Source organism: Plastoroseomonas arctica (assembly GCF_018128965.1).
GTDB classification, from domain to species: Bacteria; Pseudomonadota; Alphaproteobacteria; order Acetobacterales; family Acetobacteraceae; genus Plastoroseomonas; species Plastoroseomonas arctica.
Map to the genome: position 1 here is coordinate 1 of NZ_JAAEDH010000022.1, position 20,564 is coordinate 20,564.

The window sequence follows — 20,564 nt, forward strand, 5'->3', positions numbered from 1 at the left end:
CGCGGGGTGGAGCAGCCCGGTAGCTCGTCAGGCTCATAACCTGAAGGTCACAGGTTCAAATCCTGTCCCCGCATCCAGCTTGATCACGTACCTGCGAACATAGCGAGCCCATCCGCCAAAGCGGGCGGGCTTTTGCCGGTCCGGACGCTTGCCTCGCTGAGCACGTAGGTGTCACAAACCTCCTCGCGCCAATCCCGGCCGGATCAGCCCGCAGTGACCTCGCTCGGTCTCGCCTCCAGACACGCCGCCGCGCCTGCCGCAATCCCGCCGCCGCCCGCGACCGCATCCAGCAAGCGAAGCCCCGCCGGCAGGGCGATGCGCCGGCGGTCATACAGCCGCACCACATCGGCGCGCGCGGCAGCCCCCATCCTGCGCGCGATGCGGGGATGATCGAGCGCGTTGATCACCGCCGCGGCGACTGCCTCGGGTGAGTGAAACGCCACTAGCCACCCATTGCGATCCGCTACGATGACCTCCGCCACCGGCGCCGTCCCGGAAGCGATGATAGGGCATGCGCAGGCCATCGCCTCCAGCAGCGACCAGGACAGGATGAAGGGGTAGGTGAGATAGACATGCGCCGCGCTGATGCTGAACAGCGCGATCAGCGCCTCGTGACTGATCCGGCCCACGAACCGGACGCGCCCGAGGTCAAGGCCTTCACCCAGCTCCGCCAGCATAGCGGCGCGCCAGGTGCCACCGCCTGGGGGCCCCGCGCCGTAAAACGGGTTATCCTCGCCGACGATGACAATCTGCGCCTTCGGCCGATGGCGCAGAATGGCCGGCAAGGCGCGCATGAAGCTCGGGAATCCACGATAGGGCTCGAGCCCGCGGGCGACATAGGTGACGACCTCATCCTCAGCGGTCAGCACGCGCCCATCGGGAAGGGCGAACCACGCCGCATCGGAGCGGCGGACCCGGTCGGTATCCACGCCCTCATGGACGACACTCATCCGTTGCCGCGCCCAGGACGGGAAGCGGGAATGCTGCCAATGGGTCGCCGTGTGGGCCCAGTCGGCGGCATCGAGGCTGAGCAGGTTGTTGGCGTTGAGGATGCGCACGCGCGCCGCCTCGTCGAGCGGCGCGGAACCGGCACCCTCGAAGCCGAGATCGCCGCCACTCGCGGCGTAGTGGAACTCGCAATAGAGCAGGATGCGCGCGTCCGGGAAGATGTCGCGAAGGAACAGGCCCTCGCCCCAACCGGGGTGGCAACACACCAGATCCGGCACGAATCCGTCCGCCTTCAGCGCGAGGGCGGCCCGTGCGACGGCCTGGCCGCGGCGGATCGCGGCCTCCAGCGGGCGAAGGTAGCGGTGCGTGTGTGCGCCGGCGCCTGCAGGAGCCGGGTAGCGCACCTGCCGCACGCCCGGCACGTTAGCCAGCGCCTTGTCGCCGAGCCCCACCACCTCCTCGCCGTGTCTGGCGGCCAGCGCGGCGGCGAGGTGTCGGTACTGGGCTGGAAAGCTCTGGTGGATGAACAGGGTCCGCATCAGCGGTTCTCGATCGTCACCGCGACGCGCACGAGGTCGCGGTCGAGCCCCCGCCGGCGATCCTCAAGGTTGAGTCGCGTGAGATAGAGGTGCAGCCGCGCACTGCCCGGCGCCGTCGCCACGCTGTCGAAGACGGGCGAGGCGCTGGCATGGTCCAGCAGCGACGGATATTCGTAATAGGCCCCGGCCGCGGGCTGGCTGCGGAACGGCGTCATCGCCCACAGGCGCTCGGCCGGCGACCAGCGTCGCAGATCGCGCGAGATGCTGACGAAGACGCCATGGCTGGCACTGGCCTCGCCGCTGCGCTCACTTTGTGCGGCTCCGCCGCGGGGCGCCGCGCGGGTGAAGACGGCGGCCCACCACGGACCGTCCCCGTCCTCCCCGCGCAGCAGCCCGCGCACCGGGGCACCACCGAACACCGCATCGCCCACGACGTCGCAGGCGCGCGCGGGCGCCGCGCCGCCGGCATAGGCGCCGGAAAGTGTCAGGTCGAACTGCCCGGCAGAGAGCGCGCGCCATCCGCCCGGGAGCAGGTCAAGCGGGGCGCGCAGCAGGCAATTGCCGCGCCGCTGCCCAGCCACGCCCTCGGTGTAGACCAGCACCGTGGCGTGGCCATCGGCGACCAGCGCATTGCTGACCGAGAAGAAGCCGGTGCGCGCCGGGGTGGTCGGGTCATAGGGCAGGGGGGAGGCGGCGATCACCGCCGCCGGCCCGGGGACCGGGGCGAAGCGCCAATCGCCGGGCGTCGCGACGGTGGCGGTGATCGCCGAGTACCAGCACCGGAAGGCGGCGGGCCGGCGGCCGCCGCCCTCGAAGGGCACGGTGCAGCGGCCGGGGTGGCGCCATCCCATGTATTCATGGCTGGCCAGGCCCAGGACCTGGCGCCGCCCGCCGGCGATGAAGGGCACGACCGCCTGGATCCAGAAGCGATCGTGGAAGACCGCCGGATCATCGGCCTCCGCACCGCGGCTCAGCGCCCCGCAGACGGGCGCGAGGTGATCGAAATCGCGTCCGAGCATGGGGATGTTCACCAGATGCGCGGCGAACAATGCCACCCCGCCATCGTCGGTGCGCAAGGCGCGCGCGGGCGAATCGGGCACATGCATTTCCATGCAGCGCTGCTCGGCCCAGCGGAACACGGTCTCGACCGGCGTGCCGGGTGCGATGGCGAGACGGGGCTCGGCCAGTGCCGGGCTCGCCAGGGCCGCCCATGCCAGCAGCCACGCCGCGACTCTGCCCATCGCCATCAGCCAAACCTCGGCGGGACGACCAGGAAGCGCTCCGCCCTTTCGAGGATGATGACGTCCGGCCGCACATCATCGAGCAGCGCCGGGTCGAGGCTCGCATTCCAGATCGCGGTGGTGCGGGCGAAACGCTCGGCCAGCGCGGGGATCAGCCATTCGCCGAAACTGTCATGCATGATCAGCAGGCGCTGGGCCTCGGCATCGACGCCATGGCCCGCGCGCAGGTCGCGCCGCCGGCCGGTGTTCAGCACGCCATTGTCGTGCACCGCGACCGCGACCGGGCGGCGGTCGAGAACCGGCTGCTGTTCGACGCAGACGCCGCCGAGCTTGGACAGCAGGTCCGCGTTGCGGAACTCCGAGTGGAATTTCGCCCCCGTCGCGAGCGGCAGGCCGAGCGCCTCGTACAGCGCCTCCAGCGCGACCGTCGCGCCGTAGTCGCTCCAGTGCGAATCCCCCTTCGGATAGGTGGCGAATTGCGGCCCGGCGCGGCGCAGTGCCTCGAGCGGATACACCATCCGCGTCGCGCGCAGGTCGAGCCGCGCGGCGAGCGCCTGGAGCTGACGGACCGGCCTCGTCTCCGCCACCACCACGTCGTCGGGCAGGAATTCGGCGAACACGCATTCCTTGTTGGGCGCGACGAGGTAGACGACGCGCGCGCCGCGGGACTGCGCCGCTTCATCGAGGCCGCGCAGGAAGGCCTCCCACTGCGCGAGCTCGGCATCCGAGAGGATGCGCTTGCCCGTCACCTGGTCGATGACACGGTTGGAATCGTTGCGCAGGAACAGGTAGCCCTCGCTGCCGCGCAGCACCTTCGCGGCGTCATCGGCGGCGATGGAGGTCACCACCGGCGAGTTCCGCAAGGGGCGGCCCGAGCCGGTGAACACCGCTTCCACCCGGACGACGTCCTTCGTCACGGCTTCGGGCGGCGGCCGCAGCTCGAAGGCCCAGGCGTTCGCGCCGATATCGGGGCGCGCCTTGGTGGGCAGGACGGCGCCGATGTCGATGCCATCGAAGCGGATCGTCACGCCGGGCGGCACGGCGTCGCTCGAGGCGACCCAGCCCGCGATGCGCCGACGGTTGTACTGCTCGAGGAAGCCCCAGTGCCTCGGCCCGGCCGGAGGCTCCGCCGGGCCCGCCGAGGCTTCATCCCCCGGCGGGGTCGCCGCCGCACCGGTCGCGAGCTGGGCGAGCACGGTGCCGGGTGTCACGTCATGCTCGCCAAGGAGGGCGACCAGCCGCGCGGCGAGGTCGCGGCGCCGCGCATCGTATTCGGGTGCCAGGACGGCGACGCGCTCGGCCATCAACGCCAGCGCCGCCCCGGGCTTCAATGCGGCGGCCTTGACCAGGGGCAGGCCCATGGTCTCGGCGAGTTCCTCGGTGCGCAGGTCGTAGCTGACGACGAGCGCGGCGCGCCCCGCCTGCCAGCCAAGGGCGGCGCCATGGATGCGGGTGCCGATGACCCCATCGACCCGCTGGTAGGCTTCGAGCCAGGCCTCGGCGGAAAAATAGGCGCGGATGCGCCGGCACAATTCCTCCCGCTCGGCAGGCGCAGCGTTCGTCAGGAAGCCGGCGCGACCCTCCAGCCAGGCGCGTGTCTCGGACGCGTCGGTTTCGCCACGCGCCACCGCGATGGCGGCGAGCGGGTCCTGGGCCACGATCTCGGCCAGGCGATCCATGCCGATCTCGTCGAGCAGCGCGCGCTCGATCGCGGCGTTGAAGGGGTAGAAGGTGGGCGCGAAGGCGATGGACGCGACCGGACGCTCCGCGAGCCGCGCCGCGATGGAGGCACCCAGCGCCGGGTCGGGGTTGATGAAGTTCGACGGGCAGCCCAGAACCTCGAAATTCTGCACCCCGTGCCGTTCCAGCACCGCGGCCGTGTGGCGGCCGCGCAGCATGATCCGGCGGCAGCGTTCGCGGAACAGGTGCAGCAGGCGCTCGGTGCCGGGCTTCAGCTTGACCTCGTCGATGTCGCGGAACGCCTGCGCGCCCAGGCCGAGGACCATCAGCGGCAGGCCGGTTTCCTCCAGCCGCCGCGCAAGATCGCCAAGGTCGAAGCCGGAATAGAGGAAGTTGGCGGCGGGAATGCAGAGCAGGCGGCAGCGATCACGCACCAGGGCGGGATCGAAGGTGAAGGGCACGGTGACGCGGGCATCGCCCAGGACGCGATGGAACACGCCGTACTGGAAGGCCAGGTTGCCGGTATTGGCGCCCGTCAACGCGAAGGCCGCCTTGGTGCGGCGCGTGAAGGCGGCGCCGATGCTGCCCTCGGTGCCCAGGATCGCGATGGGTTTCTTCATGGGACTTGTCCTCGTTCATGGTCGCCGCGCTCAGGCATCGAGAAAGCCCAACAGATGGCGCGACGGCTTCAACCCGACCGAGCGGATGGCGGCGACGTGGCCAGCCGCCGCGGCCCCCCGACCGGCATCGAAATGGCTGCCGGAAAACTTGGTCGCGGCGAACAGCGCCGGCACCGAATAGCGATGCTCGATCAGGTCGCGCTGCGCGAGGTGCGGCACGCGCAGCTGTGCCGCGAGCTCGCGCGTGCGCGTGTCGTGGCAGATGCACAGGCTGGGCAGCCCGGCGGCGAGGCCGATCATTGTGCCGTGGATGCGGGTGTTCACGCCCGCGGTGAACCGGCGCAGCCCATGCGCCCAGTCGTTCACCGAGCTCGGCACCCGGCCATGCACGCGCAGAAACTGCGTGAGGGCGGTGGTGGAGGGAAACCCCAGGAATTCGGCGCAGCGCTGGAAATACGCGGTCTCGGTATCGCCGCGCATGGCCTCGCCCTGGATCGGCTTCATCAGCTCCACCGGGCGCTGCACGATCCAGGCGGAGCCCGGATGCAGCAGAACCAGGCGCGTGAGCTCCCGCTCGACGCTCTGCAGCCCCGGCTTGATGCACGCGGCGTGCACGGCATAGGGGCCCGAGCCACCCGCGAGGGCCGCGATGCGCGCCTCGATCGTGACGCCGATCTCCATGTCGGGATTGATCAGCAGCGACGGGCAGCCGAGCACGGTGGTGTTCTCCACGCCGAGCGCGCGGCAGAAGTCCTGGGTGAATTGCCCGCGGACGTAGATGCTCGGCGACCGGCGCGACACCTCCCACAGGAAGTCGAGCGTGCCCGGCTTCAGCACGGGCGGCGCATCCTCGCTCTCCGCCTGGGCACCCAGGCCGAGCACGAGGCAGGGCCGGTCCAGCGCGCGCACGAGGGCCGCGAGGCGTCCGAGATCGGCGCCGGCATGGAGGAAGTTCGCGGCCGGGATGACGAAGACTTCGACGCTCGCCGGCACCTGGTCGGGCCGCGTGTCGCGCGAGATGAGGTGGACCTCGTCGGCATCGAACAGCAGCCGCGCGGCGTGCCAGAAGGCGAGGTTGCCGACATTGCCCCCGGTCGCGAGCAGCAGTTCGGGCATGGGTCGGCGCCAGGCCAGGTCCACGCCGCCGAAATTCTCCGCCAGATAGGCGACCTTGCTTGCCATGCTGCTCTCCTATTCCGCGTGCTTGGGGTTGGCCTCGGCGAACCAGCGCCGCGTGTGGGTCCAGGCATTGAACAGCGTGGCGTTGTGGCGCCACGGATTGTCCGGCGAGACCTGGGATTGCCGTTCGAGGTGATACAGCCGCGCGCGACGATCCACCGCGCAGCCAAGGCCCGTTGCGCGCACCCGCAGGCACAGGTCGGAATCCTCGAAATCGCCGATGGCATAGGCCTCGTCGAAGCCGCCGAGCTCGGTCGCAAGCGCGCGGCGCAGCACCATGCACGCGCCGGTGACGGCCTCTACCGGCTCCGGCCCGGTCGGCGTCTCGGCACGTGGCAGCAGGCCCTTGCGCGGGTGCATGGGGAAGGGCCAGTTCGCCTGCTGCGGCAGGCGTTCGAAGGTCAGCCCCTCATGCTGGACGGTGCCGTCCTCGAACAGCAGCATCGCACCCACCAGGCCGAGCGCGGCATCGGCGCGCAGATCGGCAATCATGCGGTCGAGCCAGTCCGGCGCCTCGGGCGCGGGCATGACGTCGGAGTTCAGCAGGCACAGGAATTCGCCGCGCGCGTGCCCGATGCCGATATTGTTGGCTGGCCCGTAGCCGAGGTTTTCCTCCGGCACGAGGATGCGGAAGGGCAGGCCGAAGCGACGATGCGCCGAATGCGCGAGGTCCAGCAGCTCCCGCTTGCAGGGCGGATCGTCGAGCACGTAGATCAGCTCATGCGCGCGGTTGCCGGGATGCTCGGACAGCAGCGCGGTCTGGTAGGTGAGGAAGTCCATCCGCCCATAGAGCGGCACGATGATGCTGCACACCGGCTCGGCCGGCATGGTGCCGAAGGCGATCTCGGTGACCGGCCGGGGACGCCCGAGGCGGGCCTTGTGGATCGCCGTGAGCGCCGGGCCCAGCACGCGGTCATAGGCGTGGTCCATCTCGTCCGATGCCGGTCGCACCGCTTCGAGCAGGCGCCGCGCCGCGGCCGCGCCGGCGCGCATCGGCACGGGCAGGCGCTGATAGGCCACCTCGCCGCTGTGCAGCTCCACCTCCAGATAGGGTGCCTCGCCATGGCCGCCGGGCCAGGGCGTGCCGCAGGCCGGCGCGAGGGCCACGAACCCCACGCGCGGGTCGGTCAGGCCCTGGGCCGCACCGACGGAGGCGATGACGTCCGCCCGCTCGACGCGCAGCCACCGTGTCCCCAGTGCGGCCGGGTCGCGCGACGCCTGCGGGCCGCGCACATGCATCGCGGCGATCGCGTTCGTCGGGTCGATGCACCAGCCGATCAGCGCGACGCCATCGGGCGGCACCGGCAGGGCCTCGTCGAGTCCGATCCGCACGGAGGCGGGCAGTTCATGCAGCGTGTCGCTTCCGGCATAGGCGCGGCGCGAGAGCAGTGTCAGAAGCCGCGCCTGATCGGGCGTATGCGGCGCCTGCAGCAAAGCGGGCCGGATGCGCGTGACGAGATCCGCCTCGCGCAGCTGCGTCACCGGGCGCACCGGCGGCAGCAGCAGCGCGCGCGTGCGACCACCCGCCTCGGCCAGTTCGAGCCCGACCAGTTCGCCCAGGGGCAGGCCCGGCGCGCGCAGCAGCACGACGAGGCCGGCGCCGCGCTGGCCAAGATCGGGGCGGGGAAACCAGCAGGCGATGGCATCAACCTTTTCGACACGGCCCTGGCGGAAATGCGCCACCACGCGCGGCGGCGGGGCGTCGATCCGCCAGCGCCCGCGCGACCAGCCACAGAACAGCCACCCGCCCACGGCCGGAGCGTGGCCGTAGAAATCCACATAGCCATCCTCGGGCCGGGGCGCGGCCGGACGCTCGGTGGGCATGGGCGCGGGTGCGGCGGGCGCCTCCGCCAGGGACACGAGCTCGCTCAAAGGACGAGCGTCGCGCCGGAGGAATGCGTGACCCGCACGCCGCCATCATGGCCGGGCAGCAGCATGCGCGTCGGACTGATGCGGGCCGGCAGGCACCAGGCCCGCAGCGCCAAAAGCCCCGGCGCCGGGGCACGCAGGCGGTGCAGCATGCCCGGGCCGAGCAGGGCGATGTCGCGCGCGCCCACCTCGATCGTCTCGATCGAGGCGCCGAATTCGCGGGCGAGTTCGAGGCCGGCGGGTTCGCGACCGGCCGGGGTCTCGGCCAGCCAGCGGGACCGGCCATGCGCGGTGAATTCCGGCAGTTCATGGCTGCCGCGCACGATGTCGATGCGCAGGGCGGCATCGGGCGCCTCGGCGAGGGCGAAGACCAGCAACAGGCATTCCGCCGGCGAGGGCAGGGACTCCGCGGCGCTTGGCTGCTCGAAGCCGGTCTGGCGCGGGTCGATGCCGGGGACCACGCGGTGCAAGGTCGGGTTGTCATCGAGGATCGCGCGCAGTAGCTGCACGGTGGCGGGCGTGAAGACCATGCCCGGCAGATCCTCCAGCAAGGTGCGGGCGGCACCGCTCGCAGCGGCGTCGAGCGGGCGACCTATGCCGAGGCGGTCGATGCGGGCCGCGGCCGTGACGCCTGCATCCAGCGCGCCGCGCAGGACCAGGTGCCCCTCGCCGATGAACTCGCGCAACGCGTCCTGCAGGGCGGCGGGCGTCGCGCCGGTGGCGACTCGGCCGGCCAGCAGGCGGCGCGCATCGGTGCGGTCCGTCCACAACCCGCCAAAGACGCTGCGCTGGCGGCCGGCGCCGGGATGGCGCGCATGGATGGTGCGGAAGAACTCGCCGAAGCCGGTGAGGTTGGTGCGGGGCAATTCCACGTCGCCGCCGCTCGGGCGGATCGAGACGAAGGGCAGCAGGCCGGGGTCGATCGGTGCGTCGTGGAAGTCCAGTGCGAAGCCGCAGCGCCCATCGCCCAGCCCGGCGGCCAGCAGGTCGGGCCGGTCCTGCTCGGCCAGGGTCTCACCGATCACACGGCCGTCGAGCATCGCCTGGACGACCAGGGGACGCAGGGCCGCACCGAAGACCCAGCCGGACGCGCCTTCGGGCGAGAGGCTGTCCACGGAACCACGGATTGTCATGCTGATCGAACCTCCAGCTGCGGGGCATGTGCCCGGTTTGCGCGATACAGGCCGAGCGTGGCCGCGAGCGTCGCATCGAGCCCCGGCGGGGTCGCGAGGCGTGCCGACAAGGCGCGCAGCCGATCCGGCGCGCGCGCCAGCGCCGTGAGCAGGGCGGCGAGCGAGCGCGGACTGCCGGCCGCGAAATGGAAGCCATCCACGCCGTCGCGCACTTTCTCGGCGAGGCCGCCAATGTCGGAGCAGATCACCGGCCGCCCGGCGCGGAACGCCTCCTGGATCACCAGGGGCGAATTCTCCCACCAGATCGAGGGCACCAGCACCGCGTCCATCCTCGCCATCAACGCGCCGACGCGGCCATTCGCGTAGGGGCCGTGCAGTTCGATGTTGGGCGGCGCGTCCTTGATCCGTGCTTCGAACAGGGCCCGGAATTCGGGCGGCTGGCCGGAATGATCGCCATGCACCTCGATCCGCAGGCCGGTCGTGCCCGCCTTCTCCAGCAGGATGGCGGCGTCGAACAGCACGTCGATGCCCTTCAACCGCGAGATCTGGCCGAAGAAGCCAAGCGTCAGGTCGCAATCGGGCACGCGCGGCGTCGGGGGCGCAGCCGCCGGCATGCCGTTCTCGATCACCACGATGCGCTCGGCATCGATGCCCCAGGCGGCATAGCGATCGGCCAGGAATTGGCTGGGCGAGATGAACCGGTCGACCAGCCGGAAGAAGCGCTTGATGTAGAGTTCGCGCAGAAAAAAGTCCTGCTCGGTCCGCTCGGGGAAGCAGCGGTGGCAATCGCGCGGCGAAGCGGCGTTGCACAGCGCGAGGGAGGGCCGCTTCACCATCTGGCCGAAGTGATTGCAGATGGCCAGGTACTCATGGAGCGTGAGGATGATGCGCGCCTCCGGCAGCGCCTGGCGGATGGTCAGCAGCGTCTCCACGCCGAAATTCGTGTGGTGGTGCAGGTGGATCACGTCGGGGCGCAGCTCGGTGAGCAGGCGCGTCAATTCGCCGGGCCATTCGGGGTCCGGATTGGCGTGGATGAAGTGATCGAAGCCGGCGCCGGAATAGACATACTCGTCGGGGCCGAAGGGCTGGCTGAGCCGCGCGCCGAGGCGCCCGGCGACCTTGCCGCCCGACGCCGCGAGGAACCAGCAGGCGGCGACCTCGGACGAGGCACGCAGCGCGCCGTAGAGCTGATAGGCCGCGATCTCGGCGCCGCCATGCGAGACGGCGGGATGCATGTGCGACATCACCAGCACGCGCTGGCCGGGCAGGGCGGCCGCAGGCGTCGAGGTGCGGGCTTTCTGCTTGCGGGTCATGCGGCTCAATCCCGCAACGCGCGGCGCATGCTGTCGCGCAGCGGGCGCAACAGGTAGTCGAGCACGGTGCGCCGTTCGCCCAGCACGAAGACCTCGGCGGGCATGCCGGCCGCGAGCGGCGGGATGGCGGCGCTGCCGGGCACCATCTCGGCGGTGTCCAGCACCGCGCGCACCAGGAAAAAGGCGGCACCCTGCGGGTCCGTCTGGCGATCGGCCGAGACATAGGTGAGATGGCCGGTCAGCATCGGCACCTCGCGCTGCCGATAGGCGGAGAGGCGGATGTTCACCCGCTGCCCGGCCTGCACCTGTTCGATATCGAGTGGCGCGATGCGGGCCTCCACGACGATCCCGCTGTCGATCGGCACCAGGTCCAGCACGGGCTGACCGGCGGCGATGGAGCTGCCGGCGGTGAAGAAGCGCAGATCGGTGACGATGCCGGCCTCGGGGGCGAGCACCTCGCGCCGGGTGAGCACGTCCTGCGCGGCGCGCAGCCGGTCGGCCGCATCGGCGACCGCGGCCTGGGTCTCCTGCAGGTCGCGGGCGATCTCGGCCTCGCGGTTGAGGGTGAGGTTGCGCGCGTCCAATTCGGCCTGCGCCATCTGCTCGCCGGCCTGGGCCTCGAGCGCGGTGTATTGCCCGAGGCTGCCCAACGCCTCGGCTTCCAGGCGGCGCAGTTCCAGCGCCCGGGTGCGGGTCGCGAAGCCGGCGGCGAGCAGCTGGTTCACCCCGGCCAGCTCCTCGCGCAGGGCGCGCAGCCGGGTGCCGGCCGCGACACGCTGGGCGACGAGGCTGCTGATCTGCTCGGCTGCCTGCGCGACGCGCCGCCGCTGGGCCGCGATCGCGCCGTCATAGGCCGCCCAGCGCGCGGCGTAGAGCCGGCGCTCGGCCTCGACGAAGGAGGCGATGGTCGGGCTGGCGCGCGCGGCGTCCAGCGCCGCCCCGGGGATCACCAGGGCGCGGTCGCCGGCCTGTTCGGCGCTCAGCCGGGCGAGGCGCGCGATGCCGCCGTGATAGGCCGAGCGCGCCTGGCTCGCCACCGCCTCGGCCTGGGTGACATCGAGGCGCAGCAGCACCTGGCCGGCCGCGACCCGGTCGCCCTCGCGCACCACGAGTTCGCGCAGCAGGCCGGGCTCCATCAGGTTGACCGTCTTGCGCCGTCCCTCCGCCACCAGCGAACCGGTGCCGATCACGGCGCGTTCCAGCGGCGTGAGGATGGCCCAGGCGAAGATCCCGCCCAGGCCGAGGACCAGGGTCAGCAAGGAGGCCAGGGCGACGCCGCGCAGCCGGGGCGCACCCAGCTCGGGCTCGGGCAAGGGGGCGAGGCGGGGCGGGGCGAGGACGAGGCTCATGGACGGTCTCCCGCTTTGGCGGCCGGCGTGAGATGCCACGCACCATCGGCCGCAAGGTCGAGCCATTCGGTCGCAAGGCCCGCCCATTCGGCCGGATCATGGGTGACGAGGATGATCACCGCGCCCGCATCGCGGGCATTGGCGACGGCCGCGTGCAGCAGCGCGATCGAGGCGGCATCGAGCCCGGCCTCGGGCTCGTCCAGCACCAGCAGGCGCGGCGCGCCGTGGAAGGCGCGCGCCAGGGCCACCAGCTGGCGCTGCCCGCCGGACAGGCCGGATTGGCTGCCGGCCGGCGTGTCGTAGCCGCGTGGCAGCCGGCCGATGGCGTCGTGCGCGCCCACGCGCCTGGCCGCGGCGACGGCGGATGCGGCATCGCCATCGCCGAAGCGGCGGATATTGTCGAGCACGCTGCCATGCAGAAGCTGCGCGCCTTGCGGCAGGTAGCCGACGGCGGCGTTGCGCAGGCCCGGCATGCGCAGATCATGGCCGTCCAGGCGCCGCTCGCCATCGCGCACCGCGCAGATGCCGAGCAGCGCGCGCAACAGGGTGGATTTGCCGGCCCCGTTCGGGCCGCGCACGCCCAGCACGCTGCCCGGGGCGACGGCGAGATCCAGCGCGCGCACCAGCGTGCGCGTGCCATCGGGCGTGGTCACGGTGAGGTTCGCGACGTGCAGCCCGGCCGGAGCCTCCGCATCGTGCGGCAGCCATGGGGGCGGGGCGTTCGTCGCGATGAAGCCGGTCAGGCGCCGCCAGGCCGCCACGCCGAAGGCCCAGTCGCGCCAGGTCGCGACCACGCGGCTGACCGGTGCGGCCGCCATGCCCGCCAGCATGGTGGCGGCCAGCAGGCTGCCGGTCGAGGCCTCCTGCCGCGCGACGAGCCAGGCGCCGATGGTCACCATCACCATCTGCAGCATCAGGCCGGTGAAGCTTGCCAGGCCCTGGATGGCGCGCGCCCGGCGCTGCGCCGCATCGCCCAGTTCGATCGCGCGCTGCCCCTCGGGTCGCCAGCGTTGCAAGGTGGCGCGCAGCATCCCCAGGCCATGGAGCATGTCCCGCCCGCGCAACCGGCCGGTCAGCGCGGCGGTCGAGCGCGCCTGTTCGGACATGGCCGAGCGCACCAGGGCGCGCGTCGTGCGGTCCGCCAGCGCGCCGAGGAGGGCCAGCAGCACGCACCCCCCCACCGCCGTCCAGCCATAGATCGGGTGCAGCAGGAACAGGAAGGCGATGGCCGCGGGCACCGTCAGCAGGTCCAGCAGATCCGAGGCGACGGCACCGCCGAGCATGCGCCGCACCTCCGAGACATCGCCCAGCGCCGCGAGGCCGCGCGCCCGGTCGCCCGCCATCGCGCCACGCACCGAGGCGCCGAGCGCGCCTGATTGCAGACGCATCCCCGCACTCTCGGTCGCGGTCGCCACCAGGCGCGCGCGCAGGTAGCGCAGCAATCCGCCGAGCGAGACCATCAGCACGAAGCCCACGGTGAGGGCGAGGAGCGTGTCGTCGTTGCGGCTCTGCAGCACGCCGTCGAAGACGTGCATGGTGAGCAGCGGAGAGGCGAGCAGGGCGCATTGCACCCCGACGGACAGGCCCAGGCAGAGCGCCATGACCCCCGCAGTCCCCGCATGGTCGCCGATGGTGCGGCCATGCGCGCTCATGCCGAGGCCTTCCCGTTGATCGCCCCGATGCGGGCGGGCTCGGCTCGCGGCGTACCGGCCTCGCGCAGGGTGCCGGCCGAGCCCATGACCAGCACCCGGTCGGCCGTGGCCACGACGCCGCGCCGATGCGAGCTGAGCACGACGCCGACGCCATCGGCCTTGAGCCGCGCGAGGAGGGCCTCGACCGCGGCCTCGCCCTGGGTGTCGAGCCAGGCGGTCGGCTCGTCGAGCAGCACCAGGCGGGGATCGCCATAGAGCGCGCGCGCCAGGGCCACGCGCTGGCGCTGGCCCATCGACAATCCGCTATCGCCCGCGACGCGCGTCGCGTAGCCCAGCGGCAGCGACGCGATCATCTGGTCCACGCCGGCGCGGCGCGCGGCGCGCAGCACGGCCACGAGGTCGGGCGCGATGGCGAGGCGCGCGATGGCCTCGGCGATGGTGCCGTCGCCAAGGTTGGGATCCTGCGGCAGGTAGCCGACATGGCGCGCGAGATCCTCGTGATCCCATTGCGACGTCGCGTGGCCATCGAGGAAGACGCCGCCCGCGGTCGGGTGGAACATGCCCAGCATGAGCCGGAGCAGCGTGGTCTTGCCGCTGCCCGGCGGCCCGATGATGGCCACCACCTCGCCGGGGGTGACCGTCAGGTCGACCTCGCGCAGCAGCGGGCGCGGGGTGCCGGGATGGAGGTAGGTGAGGCGTTCGAGCACCAGCCGCCCCTCCGGGCAGGCGAACACCGTCCCCGCCAGGGCGCCCTCGTCGGCCTGCTCCATGGTGCGCGCGAGCCGGGCCCAGGCGGCAGTGGCGCTGCCCCAATCCTGCGTCGCGCTGCCCAGCCGGGCGAAGGGCTCGATCACCCGTCCGGTCAGCAGCATCGCGGCCATGAGGCCCGCGCCCAGTTCTTCGCCGCGCAGGCTCAGCAGTGCGCCCACCAGCATGGCGCCGCCGGCCGCGAGGCCCTGCAGTGTCGCGCCCGAGGCGCTCAGGCGGCGGCCGAGTTCCTGCGCGGCGCGCATGCGTTCGCCACCCTGGCGCAGATCGTCCCGCCAGCGCCGCTCCAGCGCGGCGCGCATGCCCATCGCCTCGACCGCTTCGGCGCAGCGCATCGCGTCGGCGACGCCCCCGGCGCTGCGCGCGGCGAGCGCATTGGCGGAGGCCAGCGCCCCGCGCGCGCGCCCCTCCGCCAGCAGGCTCGCGGCCGCGGCGAGCAGGCAGCACACCACGGCGAGAACCGCGAACCAGGGGTGCAGCCACCACAGCAACAGCAGCGCGACCGGCACCAGCGCGGCGTCGAGCAGCGCCGTGCAAAGCGGGCCGGCGAGCGCCCTGCGCACCTCCTCGACATCCTTGAGCAGCGCGCCGCTGGCCGCAGCGGGCTCCCCCGCGCGCGCGGCCGCAGCCAGGATGACCGGGCCCGAGACCGCGCGGGCAAGGCGGTTACCCGCAGCCAGCAGGATCAGGTCGCGCAGATGGTCCAGCACCACCAGCAGCCCGGCCACGATCAGGAAGCCCATGCCGAGCCCGAGTGCCGTCGGGATGGAGCCGGTCGGCACGACGAGGCGGAACACCTCGAGCTTGATCCAGATGGTGGCGAAGGTGAGCAGCGTCGCGCTGCCGCCTACCACCAGCGCCAGCTGGATGGCGGTCTTCGCTTGGTCGCGCAGCTGCGCCAGCGCCTGTCCCGCCGGCAGCGTCGGCATCGCCGCGCGGCCATCCCGGCTGGCGTCCGATGCCATGCGCGCTACCGTGCCCCGCCGGCGGGAAACGCGCCGATCCAGGCCAGCACGACACCGCTCACCATCGCCACCAGAGCGATGCCGGCCAGGACGATCTGCCAGGGGTCCAGCCGTCGCCGCGGCGTCGCGGGCGGCGCCTCGCCGGACTGTGCCGCCAGGCGTTCGTCGATCCGCAGGCACCACAGTTCGAGCGTTTCGATGCGCGCGGCGAGGTCCTCCCCCGTGGGGGTCGTTTCGGGCAGGCGCCCGGCCAGCGAGGTGAGCCGTTCGGCCAGGTCGCGCTGGGCGCCCGCAAGGGTCTGCACCGCGCGCGACAGGGACCGGGCGTTCGGGCCGCCCGCCTCGCCGGGCACCACCGCCAGCGCCCGCCGGGCGCCCAGGATCGGCAGCGGCACTTCGAGCCCGTCGCCGGAGCGCGCGACGACGAAGATCTCGGCGCGGCGCTCGATCCATTCGGGCGTGAGGCGGAGCTCGAAGGCGTGGCAGCCATCGCCCACGCCCGCACCCTTGAGATCGGCCCGCTCCTGCGCCGCCAGGGTCTGCGCCACGGTCTGCTGGCCCAGGCGCAGTTCGATGGCAACGCGCTCATCCGGCTGGCTGGGGTTCCATGCCCAGCCGAAGACGCGGCCGGCGGCGATGTTGTCGACGACGCCCTGGATCTCGGCAGGGCGGGGAATTTCGGCGGGGCGGGGCGCGCCGGGCGCCGGGTCGGCCGGGATCATGTGCAGCTGCGCGGTCATGCGGCCTCCGGCTGGCGTTGCTGGGCTGGGCGCGGCGCGCGCCGCGCGGGCGTGGGGCGCCGCAACAGGGCGCGATAGAGATCGAGGTGCTGGCGCGCCATGGCGTCCAGGCCGGCGGGAGGGCGGATGCCTTGGACGAGCCGGTCCCACAGGCCGGGTTCCTGGACCGCGCGGCGCATGGTCGCGGCCCAGCCCTCGGCATCGCCGATCGGCGCGTGCAGGCCATCCACGCCATCGCGCACCAGCTCGGCCATGCCGCCGGCATCGCCGCAGATGACCGGGCGGCCATGGCGGAAGGCCTCCAGCACCACCAGCGGCGCGTTCTCGAACCATAGGGACGGGACGATCACCCAGTCGGCGGCACCGATCCGGCGCGGGAGTTCCGCCGCGTCATAGATGCCGTGGTGCCGCGCGGCCGGTGCCGCGGCGAGGGCGGCCTTGAACTCGGCCAGGAATTCGCTGGATTGGTGGGCCGCGCCGCCATGCAGGGCCAGCCCGTGCGCCACGCCCGCCGCGGACAGGCGCGCGGAGGCGTCGAGTGCGAGCAGGCTGCCCTTGAAGCGGTTGACGTGGCCGAAGAACCCGAAGCGATCGCGCCGTCCGCCATCGGGCAGGGCGCGATGGGGGGCCGGCGCGCCGCGGATGTCGACCGCATTGGGCAGCACGGTGATCCGCGCGGCGTCCCAGCCGGCCGCCACGAACCGGTCGCGCAGGAAGTGGCTGGGCGAGACCAGCGCATCGACCAGTGACGCTGCCTGGCCGATGGCGAGCTGGCGCATCAGCAGGTCACTGGCCGGGCGCGTGGGCAGGCAGTGGTGGCAGGCATCCAGCGAGGGACCGGTGCACAGGCGCCCATCGGCGCGCAGCAGCTGGCCCTCGCGCGGGCAGATCGCGAAGTAGTCGTGCAGCGTCATCACCAGCTTCGCACCGCGCGGCGCGAGCCGGCGCAGCAGCGCGATGGTCTCGAGCCCGAATTGCAGCGGGTGATGGATGTGAATGATGTCGGGCCTGAGGCTGTCCATGAGCGGGCCGAAGGCCATGCCCAGGCCCTGCGTATCCGCCTGGCTCAGGAAGAACCGGTCGAAATGCGGCAGCCACATCAGCGCCTCGTCGGCCTGCCCGCCGGGTGCGGCCTGCAGCAGCGTGCCGGGCTTGGGTTCGCGCTGCGCGCCGGTGGTCGCGGCGAGGAACAACCCGGCCAGCCCCGGCAAGGTGTCGCGCAGCGTGCGAAACAGGTTGCGCGCGATGGTCTCGGTGCCGCCCGGCTGAAGGTCGGGGTGGTTGTGCGCGAGCATGAGGATCCGCAGTGGCGCGGTCATGCGGCCACCGCCGGGCGTGCGGCGTAGGCCGCGTTCCGGCCGGTGCCGAAGCCGACCATCAGGGCGGTGATCGTGGCGTCCCAGCGGCGGTGGTGCAGGCGCCGGTTATGCGCGCAGGCCAGCGTCTGCGCGTAGCCGGCATGTCCCATGATGGATTGCCGCTCGAAATGGTAGAGCTCGGCCGCGGGCGCGTAGCGGATGTCGCCGCCCAGCGCGCGCAGGCGCAGGCACAGGTCGCTGTCCTCGTAATCGCCGATGACGTAGTCGGTGCAGAAGCCACCCACCTGGGCGAAGGCATCGCGGCGGACCAGCAGGGCCGCGCCCGTGACGCCGGGCACCGACCGGGCGCGCAGCACATCGGGGTGCCGTCGCGGCATGCCCTTGCCGTAATGCCCGTTGAGCCAGTCGCCCTGCGGCCCGTGGCGCGCAAAGAACAGCCCGGCATGCTGCACCGAGCCATCCTCGAACAGGAGCTTGGGCCCGACGGCGAGGATCCGCCCGTCGCGGCGCATCGGGGCGAGCATCGCGCCAACCCAGCCCGGTGCGGCCGGGATCACGTCGGAATTGAGCAGCAGGAGGTACTTTGCGGCACCACCGGCCGCCGCCGCGCCGGCGTTGGAGGCACTCGCATAGCCGGCATTGGTGGCCATCACGACCAGGCTCATCGGCATCGCATGGATCGCGTGGAGGCCGCGCAGCAGGTGTTCCACCGCGTCGCGCTGCTCGGGGGAATCGAGCACGAAGATGATCTCCGCCCCGGCGCGCAGCCCGGCATCGCTCGCGAAGGCGGCGACCTGGAAGGGCAGGAAGCGGAGGTTGCGGTAGAGCGGGATGATGATCGCGACCGGCGCCCGGACGGGGGGGCGGCCGATGCGGATGATCTCGGGCGCGCCGAGGCAGTCCAGGGTGGCGCGCTGGAGCCGTGCGACGGCGGGTGTGAGGCACTCATCGAGGATCGGCGCCGAGAGGCCCTGGGGATGGACGGCGCGCAGCACCAGCGCCCGGGCGCGGCCGGGCGGCAGCAGCCCGGGCGGGGCGATGAGCTGGATCGTCTCGCCGGAGGCAAGCCGCAGGTCGAGGCCCCACTGGGCCACCGGCCCGCCGGTCATGGCTTCGGCCTGGGGAAGATGCGCGAGGAAGCCCGGCCGCGGCCCGGCATCGCCATGGGCGGCCTTGCCGAATTCCGCGGCCAGGTCGGCACGCGCGACCCGGTGCAGGGCATGGGCCGGCACGGGCAGGGTCTGGCCGGTCATCAGGTCGCGCAACGCAAGCCCGCCGCTGACCATGCCGAGCGGGTCGCGCAGCCAGCCCGCGATGAAGACGCCGCCGCCGCCATCCGAGACGGCCAGCTCCAGCGCGCCGCCGATCGGGCGGGCGGGATCATCCAGTCGGCGCAGCGCGGCGGGGCGCGAGAGCAGGCGGCGGTCGCGCAGCAGGCGCGTGGCGAGAACATCCCCGGGCTGGGCAGCGATCCGGCGGAACAAGGCGCGCGCCACCGCGCGCTCCGCCGGCGCGGTCGCAGCGCCGGCTTCGAGCAGCCCCGGCAGACGCGGTGCGGACGCGGCAAGGCGCAAGGGAGGGCGCGCGGCGCCGTCAGGCCCGGGCGGTGGCAGCAGGAAGCTGGCGCGCAGGGCGGCGTGGCGGCTCTCCAGCATCAGGACCCCGCCGACCGGCGGCGCGATGCGCTGCGTCCCGGCGGCTGAGAGCAGCTGCCACAGCCCTGCCCCTGATGCGCCGGGCACGTGCCACATGGACAGCGCCGGCGTCCCCGGCCGTGTCAGGGGATGCGCGGGGGGGCAAGCGGGACCCTGGCGCACCACGATGGCGTGGGCGAGGCGCAGCAGGAAGGTCGCGAAGCCGGGATGGCGGGCGATGCGGAAGATCGGGCCGCAGGTCTCGACCAGGAAGCGCAGGAACCGCGCCTGCTCGCCCATCGTGTCGCCGGCAAGCAGGCGCGCGAAGGTCTCGACCGGATGCGCCTCGGCCAGCGATGCGCTGGCATGGACATGGGCCTGCGCCTCGAATGAGATCCGCGCGAGCGGCGCCCCGTCGGGTGGGCGGATGGCGATCAGCCGCCGGAGCGAGGCCCCGGTACCCAGCATGATCGTGCCCTGCGGAGGCTGGAGTGGGTTGCCGTCGAACAGCAACACGGCCCCGGAGGCGTCCGCGATGGCCGGCGCCTCCACGACCAGCAGCCCCGCGGGAAGGCGCCAGAGTCCGAGGGCCTGGCCGTCATCGGCGGCCTCGTGCTCTGGGGAAGCATGGGCGAAGCCGTGCAGGCGGCGCGGTGCCGCCTGCAATTCCTGCGTGGTGCCGATCTGGCTCAAACGATTTTCACGTAGGAGGCCAGGTTGTCGAGCAGGTCATCGGCCGAGACGCCCACGAGCTTGATGCTGCTGGTGCCCAGGGTGATGATCGCGCCGCTGCCATCCTCGGTGATGTGGTCCGCCAGCTGCGCCGGGGTGGTGAGGTCCAGGCCGTTGATATTGGCCGTGATTTCGATCGTGTCCGTGCCCGGCGTGAAATCGAGCACGACGTCCTTGCCGAAGCCGGAGGCGAAGTAGAACGTATCCTCGCCGCTGCCGCCGACCAGGGTATCCGCGCCCAGGCCACCGATGAGCACGTCGTTGCCGCTGCCGCCCGCGATCAGGTCATGGCCGCCTTCGCCGGAAAGCTTGTCGTCGCCCGTGCCGCCGAAGATGGTGTCGGCGCCATCGCCGCCGGCGACCACGTCTTTGCCCGAGCCGGCATCCACCAGGTCATCGCCGCGCCCGGCCACGACCACGTCATTGCCGCTGCCGCCGACGACGATGTCGTTGCCGTCGCCGCCGAGGAGGCGGTCCTGGCCTGCGCCGCCATCGATGAAGTCGGCGCCCTTGCCGCCATCGATCACGTCGTTGCCGGCATTGCCGGTGAGGAAGTCGTCGGCAGCCTCGCCGAAGACGAGGTCGTCGCCGGTGCCGCCGTAGACGATGTCATCGCCGGTGCCGGCGAAGACGATGTCGTCGCCGCGGCCGGCATCGATCAGGTCATTGCCGCCGAAGGTCGTGATGAGATTGTCGAAGGTGAAGCCCGAGAGGTGATCGGCAATCACCGTGTCGGCGCCTGGGGTCCCGTACCATCCTGCGCCGCCGCCAGGAGTCGAAGCGAATTCCAGCATGCGTCATTTTTCCTATCAACATTGAGGGTCTGTTAAGCTCCCGCCATCTATCAGGGTGTTGCTGCGCTGCGAAAGACACGTTAAGCGTG

At 72.3% G+C, this 20,564-nt stretch carries 14 protein-coding genes and 1 tRNA gene; 1 reads left to right on the top strand and 14 read right to left on the bottom strand.

Features of this window, described 5'->3' with window-relative positions; all coding sequences use genetic code 11:
- Positions 1 to 77: transfer RNA gene (locus GXW79_RS17020), tRNA-Met, on the top strand.
- Positions 78 to 203: 126 nt separating this feature from the next.
- Here GXW79_RS17020 and GXW79_RS17025 read toward each other — a convergent pair.
- Genes GXW79_RS17025 through GXW79_RS17090 form a run of 14 tightly spaced genes read right to left on the bottom strand, consistent with a single transcriptional unit; the run spans position 204 to position 20,475 of the window.
- The gene (locus GXW79_RS17025) at positions 204 to 1,487 is read right to left on the bottom strand and encodes a glycosyltransferase (RefSeq protein WP_211875642.1); all 1,284 of its coding nucleotides are present in this window, start codon (positions 1,485 to 1,487) and stop codon (positions 204 to 206) included.
- On the bottom strand, positions 1,487 to 2,734 hold the full coding sequence (locus tag GXW79_RS17030) for a hypothetical protein (RefSeq protein ID WP_211875643.1): 1,248 nt from the start codon (positions 2,732 to 2,734) through the stop codon (positions 1,487 to 1,489). The genes GXW79_RS17025 and GXW79_RS17030 overlap by 1 nt, the downstream gene beginning before the upstream one ends.
- On the bottom strand, positions 2,734 to 5,028 hold the full coding sequence (locus GXW79_RS17035) for a polysaccharide pyruvyl transferase family protein (protein ID WP_211875644.1): 2,295 nt from the start codon (positions 5,026 to 5,028) through the stop codon (positions 2,734 to 2,736). Before GXW79_RS17035 ends, GXW79_RS17030 begins: the two co-directional genes overlap by 1 nt.
- Positions 5,029 to 5,058: 30 nt before the next feature.
- Positions 5,059 to 6,210 carry a polysaccharide pyruvyl transferase family protein gene (locus GXW79_RS17040; protein WP_211875645.1) on the bottom strand — a complete coding sequence of 384 codons (1,152 nt, stop codon included), beginning with the start codon at positions 6,208 to 6,210 and terminating at the stop codon, positions 5,059 to 5,061.
- 9 nt (positions 6,211 to 6,219) lie between these two features.
- Entirely contained in the window at positions 6,220 to 8,079 is a 1,860-nt protein-coding gene (locus GXW79_RS17045; RefSeq protein WP_211875646.1) for a glycosyltransferase family 2 protein, read from the bottom strand.
- Positions 8,076 to 9,209 carry a hypothetical protein gene (locus GXW79_RS17050; RefSeq protein ID WP_211875647.1) on the bottom strand — a complete coding sequence of 378 codons (1,134 nt, stop codon included), beginning with the start codon at positions 9,207 to 9,209 and terminating at the stop codon, positions 8,076 to 8,078. The genes GXW79_RS17045 and GXW79_RS17050 overlap by 4 nt, the downstream gene beginning before the upstream one ends.
- Positions 9,206 to 10,522 carry a glycosyltransferase family 4 protein gene (locus GXW79_RS17055; RefSeq protein ID WP_211875648.1) on the bottom strand — a complete coding sequence of 439 codons (1,317 nt, stop codon included), beginning with the start codon at positions 10,520 to 10,522 and terminating at the stop codon, positions 9,206 to 9,208. Before GXW79_RS17055 ends, GXW79_RS17050 begins: the two co-directional genes overlap by 4 nt.
- A gap of 5 nt (positions 10,523 to 10,527) precedes the next feature.
- The gene (locus GXW79_RS17060; protein ID WP_211875649.1) at positions 10,528 to 11,871 is read right to left on the bottom strand and encodes an HlyD family type I secretion periplasmic adaptor subunit; all 1,344 of its coding nucleotides are present in this window, start codon (positions 11,869 to 11,871) and stop codon (positions 10,528 to 10,530) included.
- Positions 11,868 to 13,523, bottom strand: coding sequence for an ATP-binding cassette domain-containing protein (locus GXW79_RS17065; protein ID WP_211875650.1), 1,656 nt, complete (start codon positions 13,521 to 13,523; stop codon positions 11,868 to 11,870). The genes GXW79_RS17060 and GXW79_RS17065 overlap by 4 nt, the downstream gene beginning before the upstream one ends.
- Complete coding sequence (locus GXW79_RS17070; protein WP_211875651.1) at positions 13,520 to 15,256, bottom strand: ATP-binding cassette domain-containing protein; 1,737 nt, start codon at positions 15,254 to 15,256, stop codon at positions 13,520 to 13,522. Before GXW79_RS17070 ends, GXW79_RS17065 begins: the two co-directional genes overlap by 4 nt.
- A gap of 5 nt (positions 15,257 to 15,261) precedes the next feature.
- Positions 15,262 to 15,996 carry a hypothetical protein gene (locus GXW79_RS17075; protein ID WP_211875652.1) on the bottom strand — a complete coding sequence of 245 codons (735 nt, stop codon included), beginning with the start codon at positions 15,994 to 15,996 and terminating at the stop codon, positions 15,262 to 15,264.
- Positions 15,993 to 17,315, bottom strand: a complete 1,323-nt coding sequence (locus GXW79_RS17080) for a glycosyltransferase family 4 protein (protein WP_211875653.1) — start codon at positions 17,313 to 17,315, stop codon at positions 15,993 to 15,995. Before GXW79_RS17080 ends, GXW79_RS17075 begins: the two co-directional genes overlap by 4 nt.
- Positions 17,312 to 19,642, bottom strand: coding sequence for a glycosyltransferase (locus tag GXW79_RS17085; protein ID WP_211875654.1), 2,331 nt, complete (start codon positions 19,640 to 19,642; stop codon positions 17,312 to 17,314). Before GXW79_RS17085 ends, GXW79_RS17080 begins: the two co-directional genes overlap by 4 nt.
- The gene (locus GXW79_RS17090) at positions 19,639 to 20,475 is read right to left on the bottom strand and encodes a calcium-binding protein (protein WP_211875655.1); all 837 of its coding nucleotides are present in this window, start codon (positions 20,473 to 20,475) and stop codon (positions 19,639 to 19,641) included. The genes GXW79_RS17085 and GXW79_RS17090 overlap by 4 nt, the downstream gene beginning before the upstream one ends.
- Positions 20,476 to 20,564 lie beyond the last annotated feature (89 nt).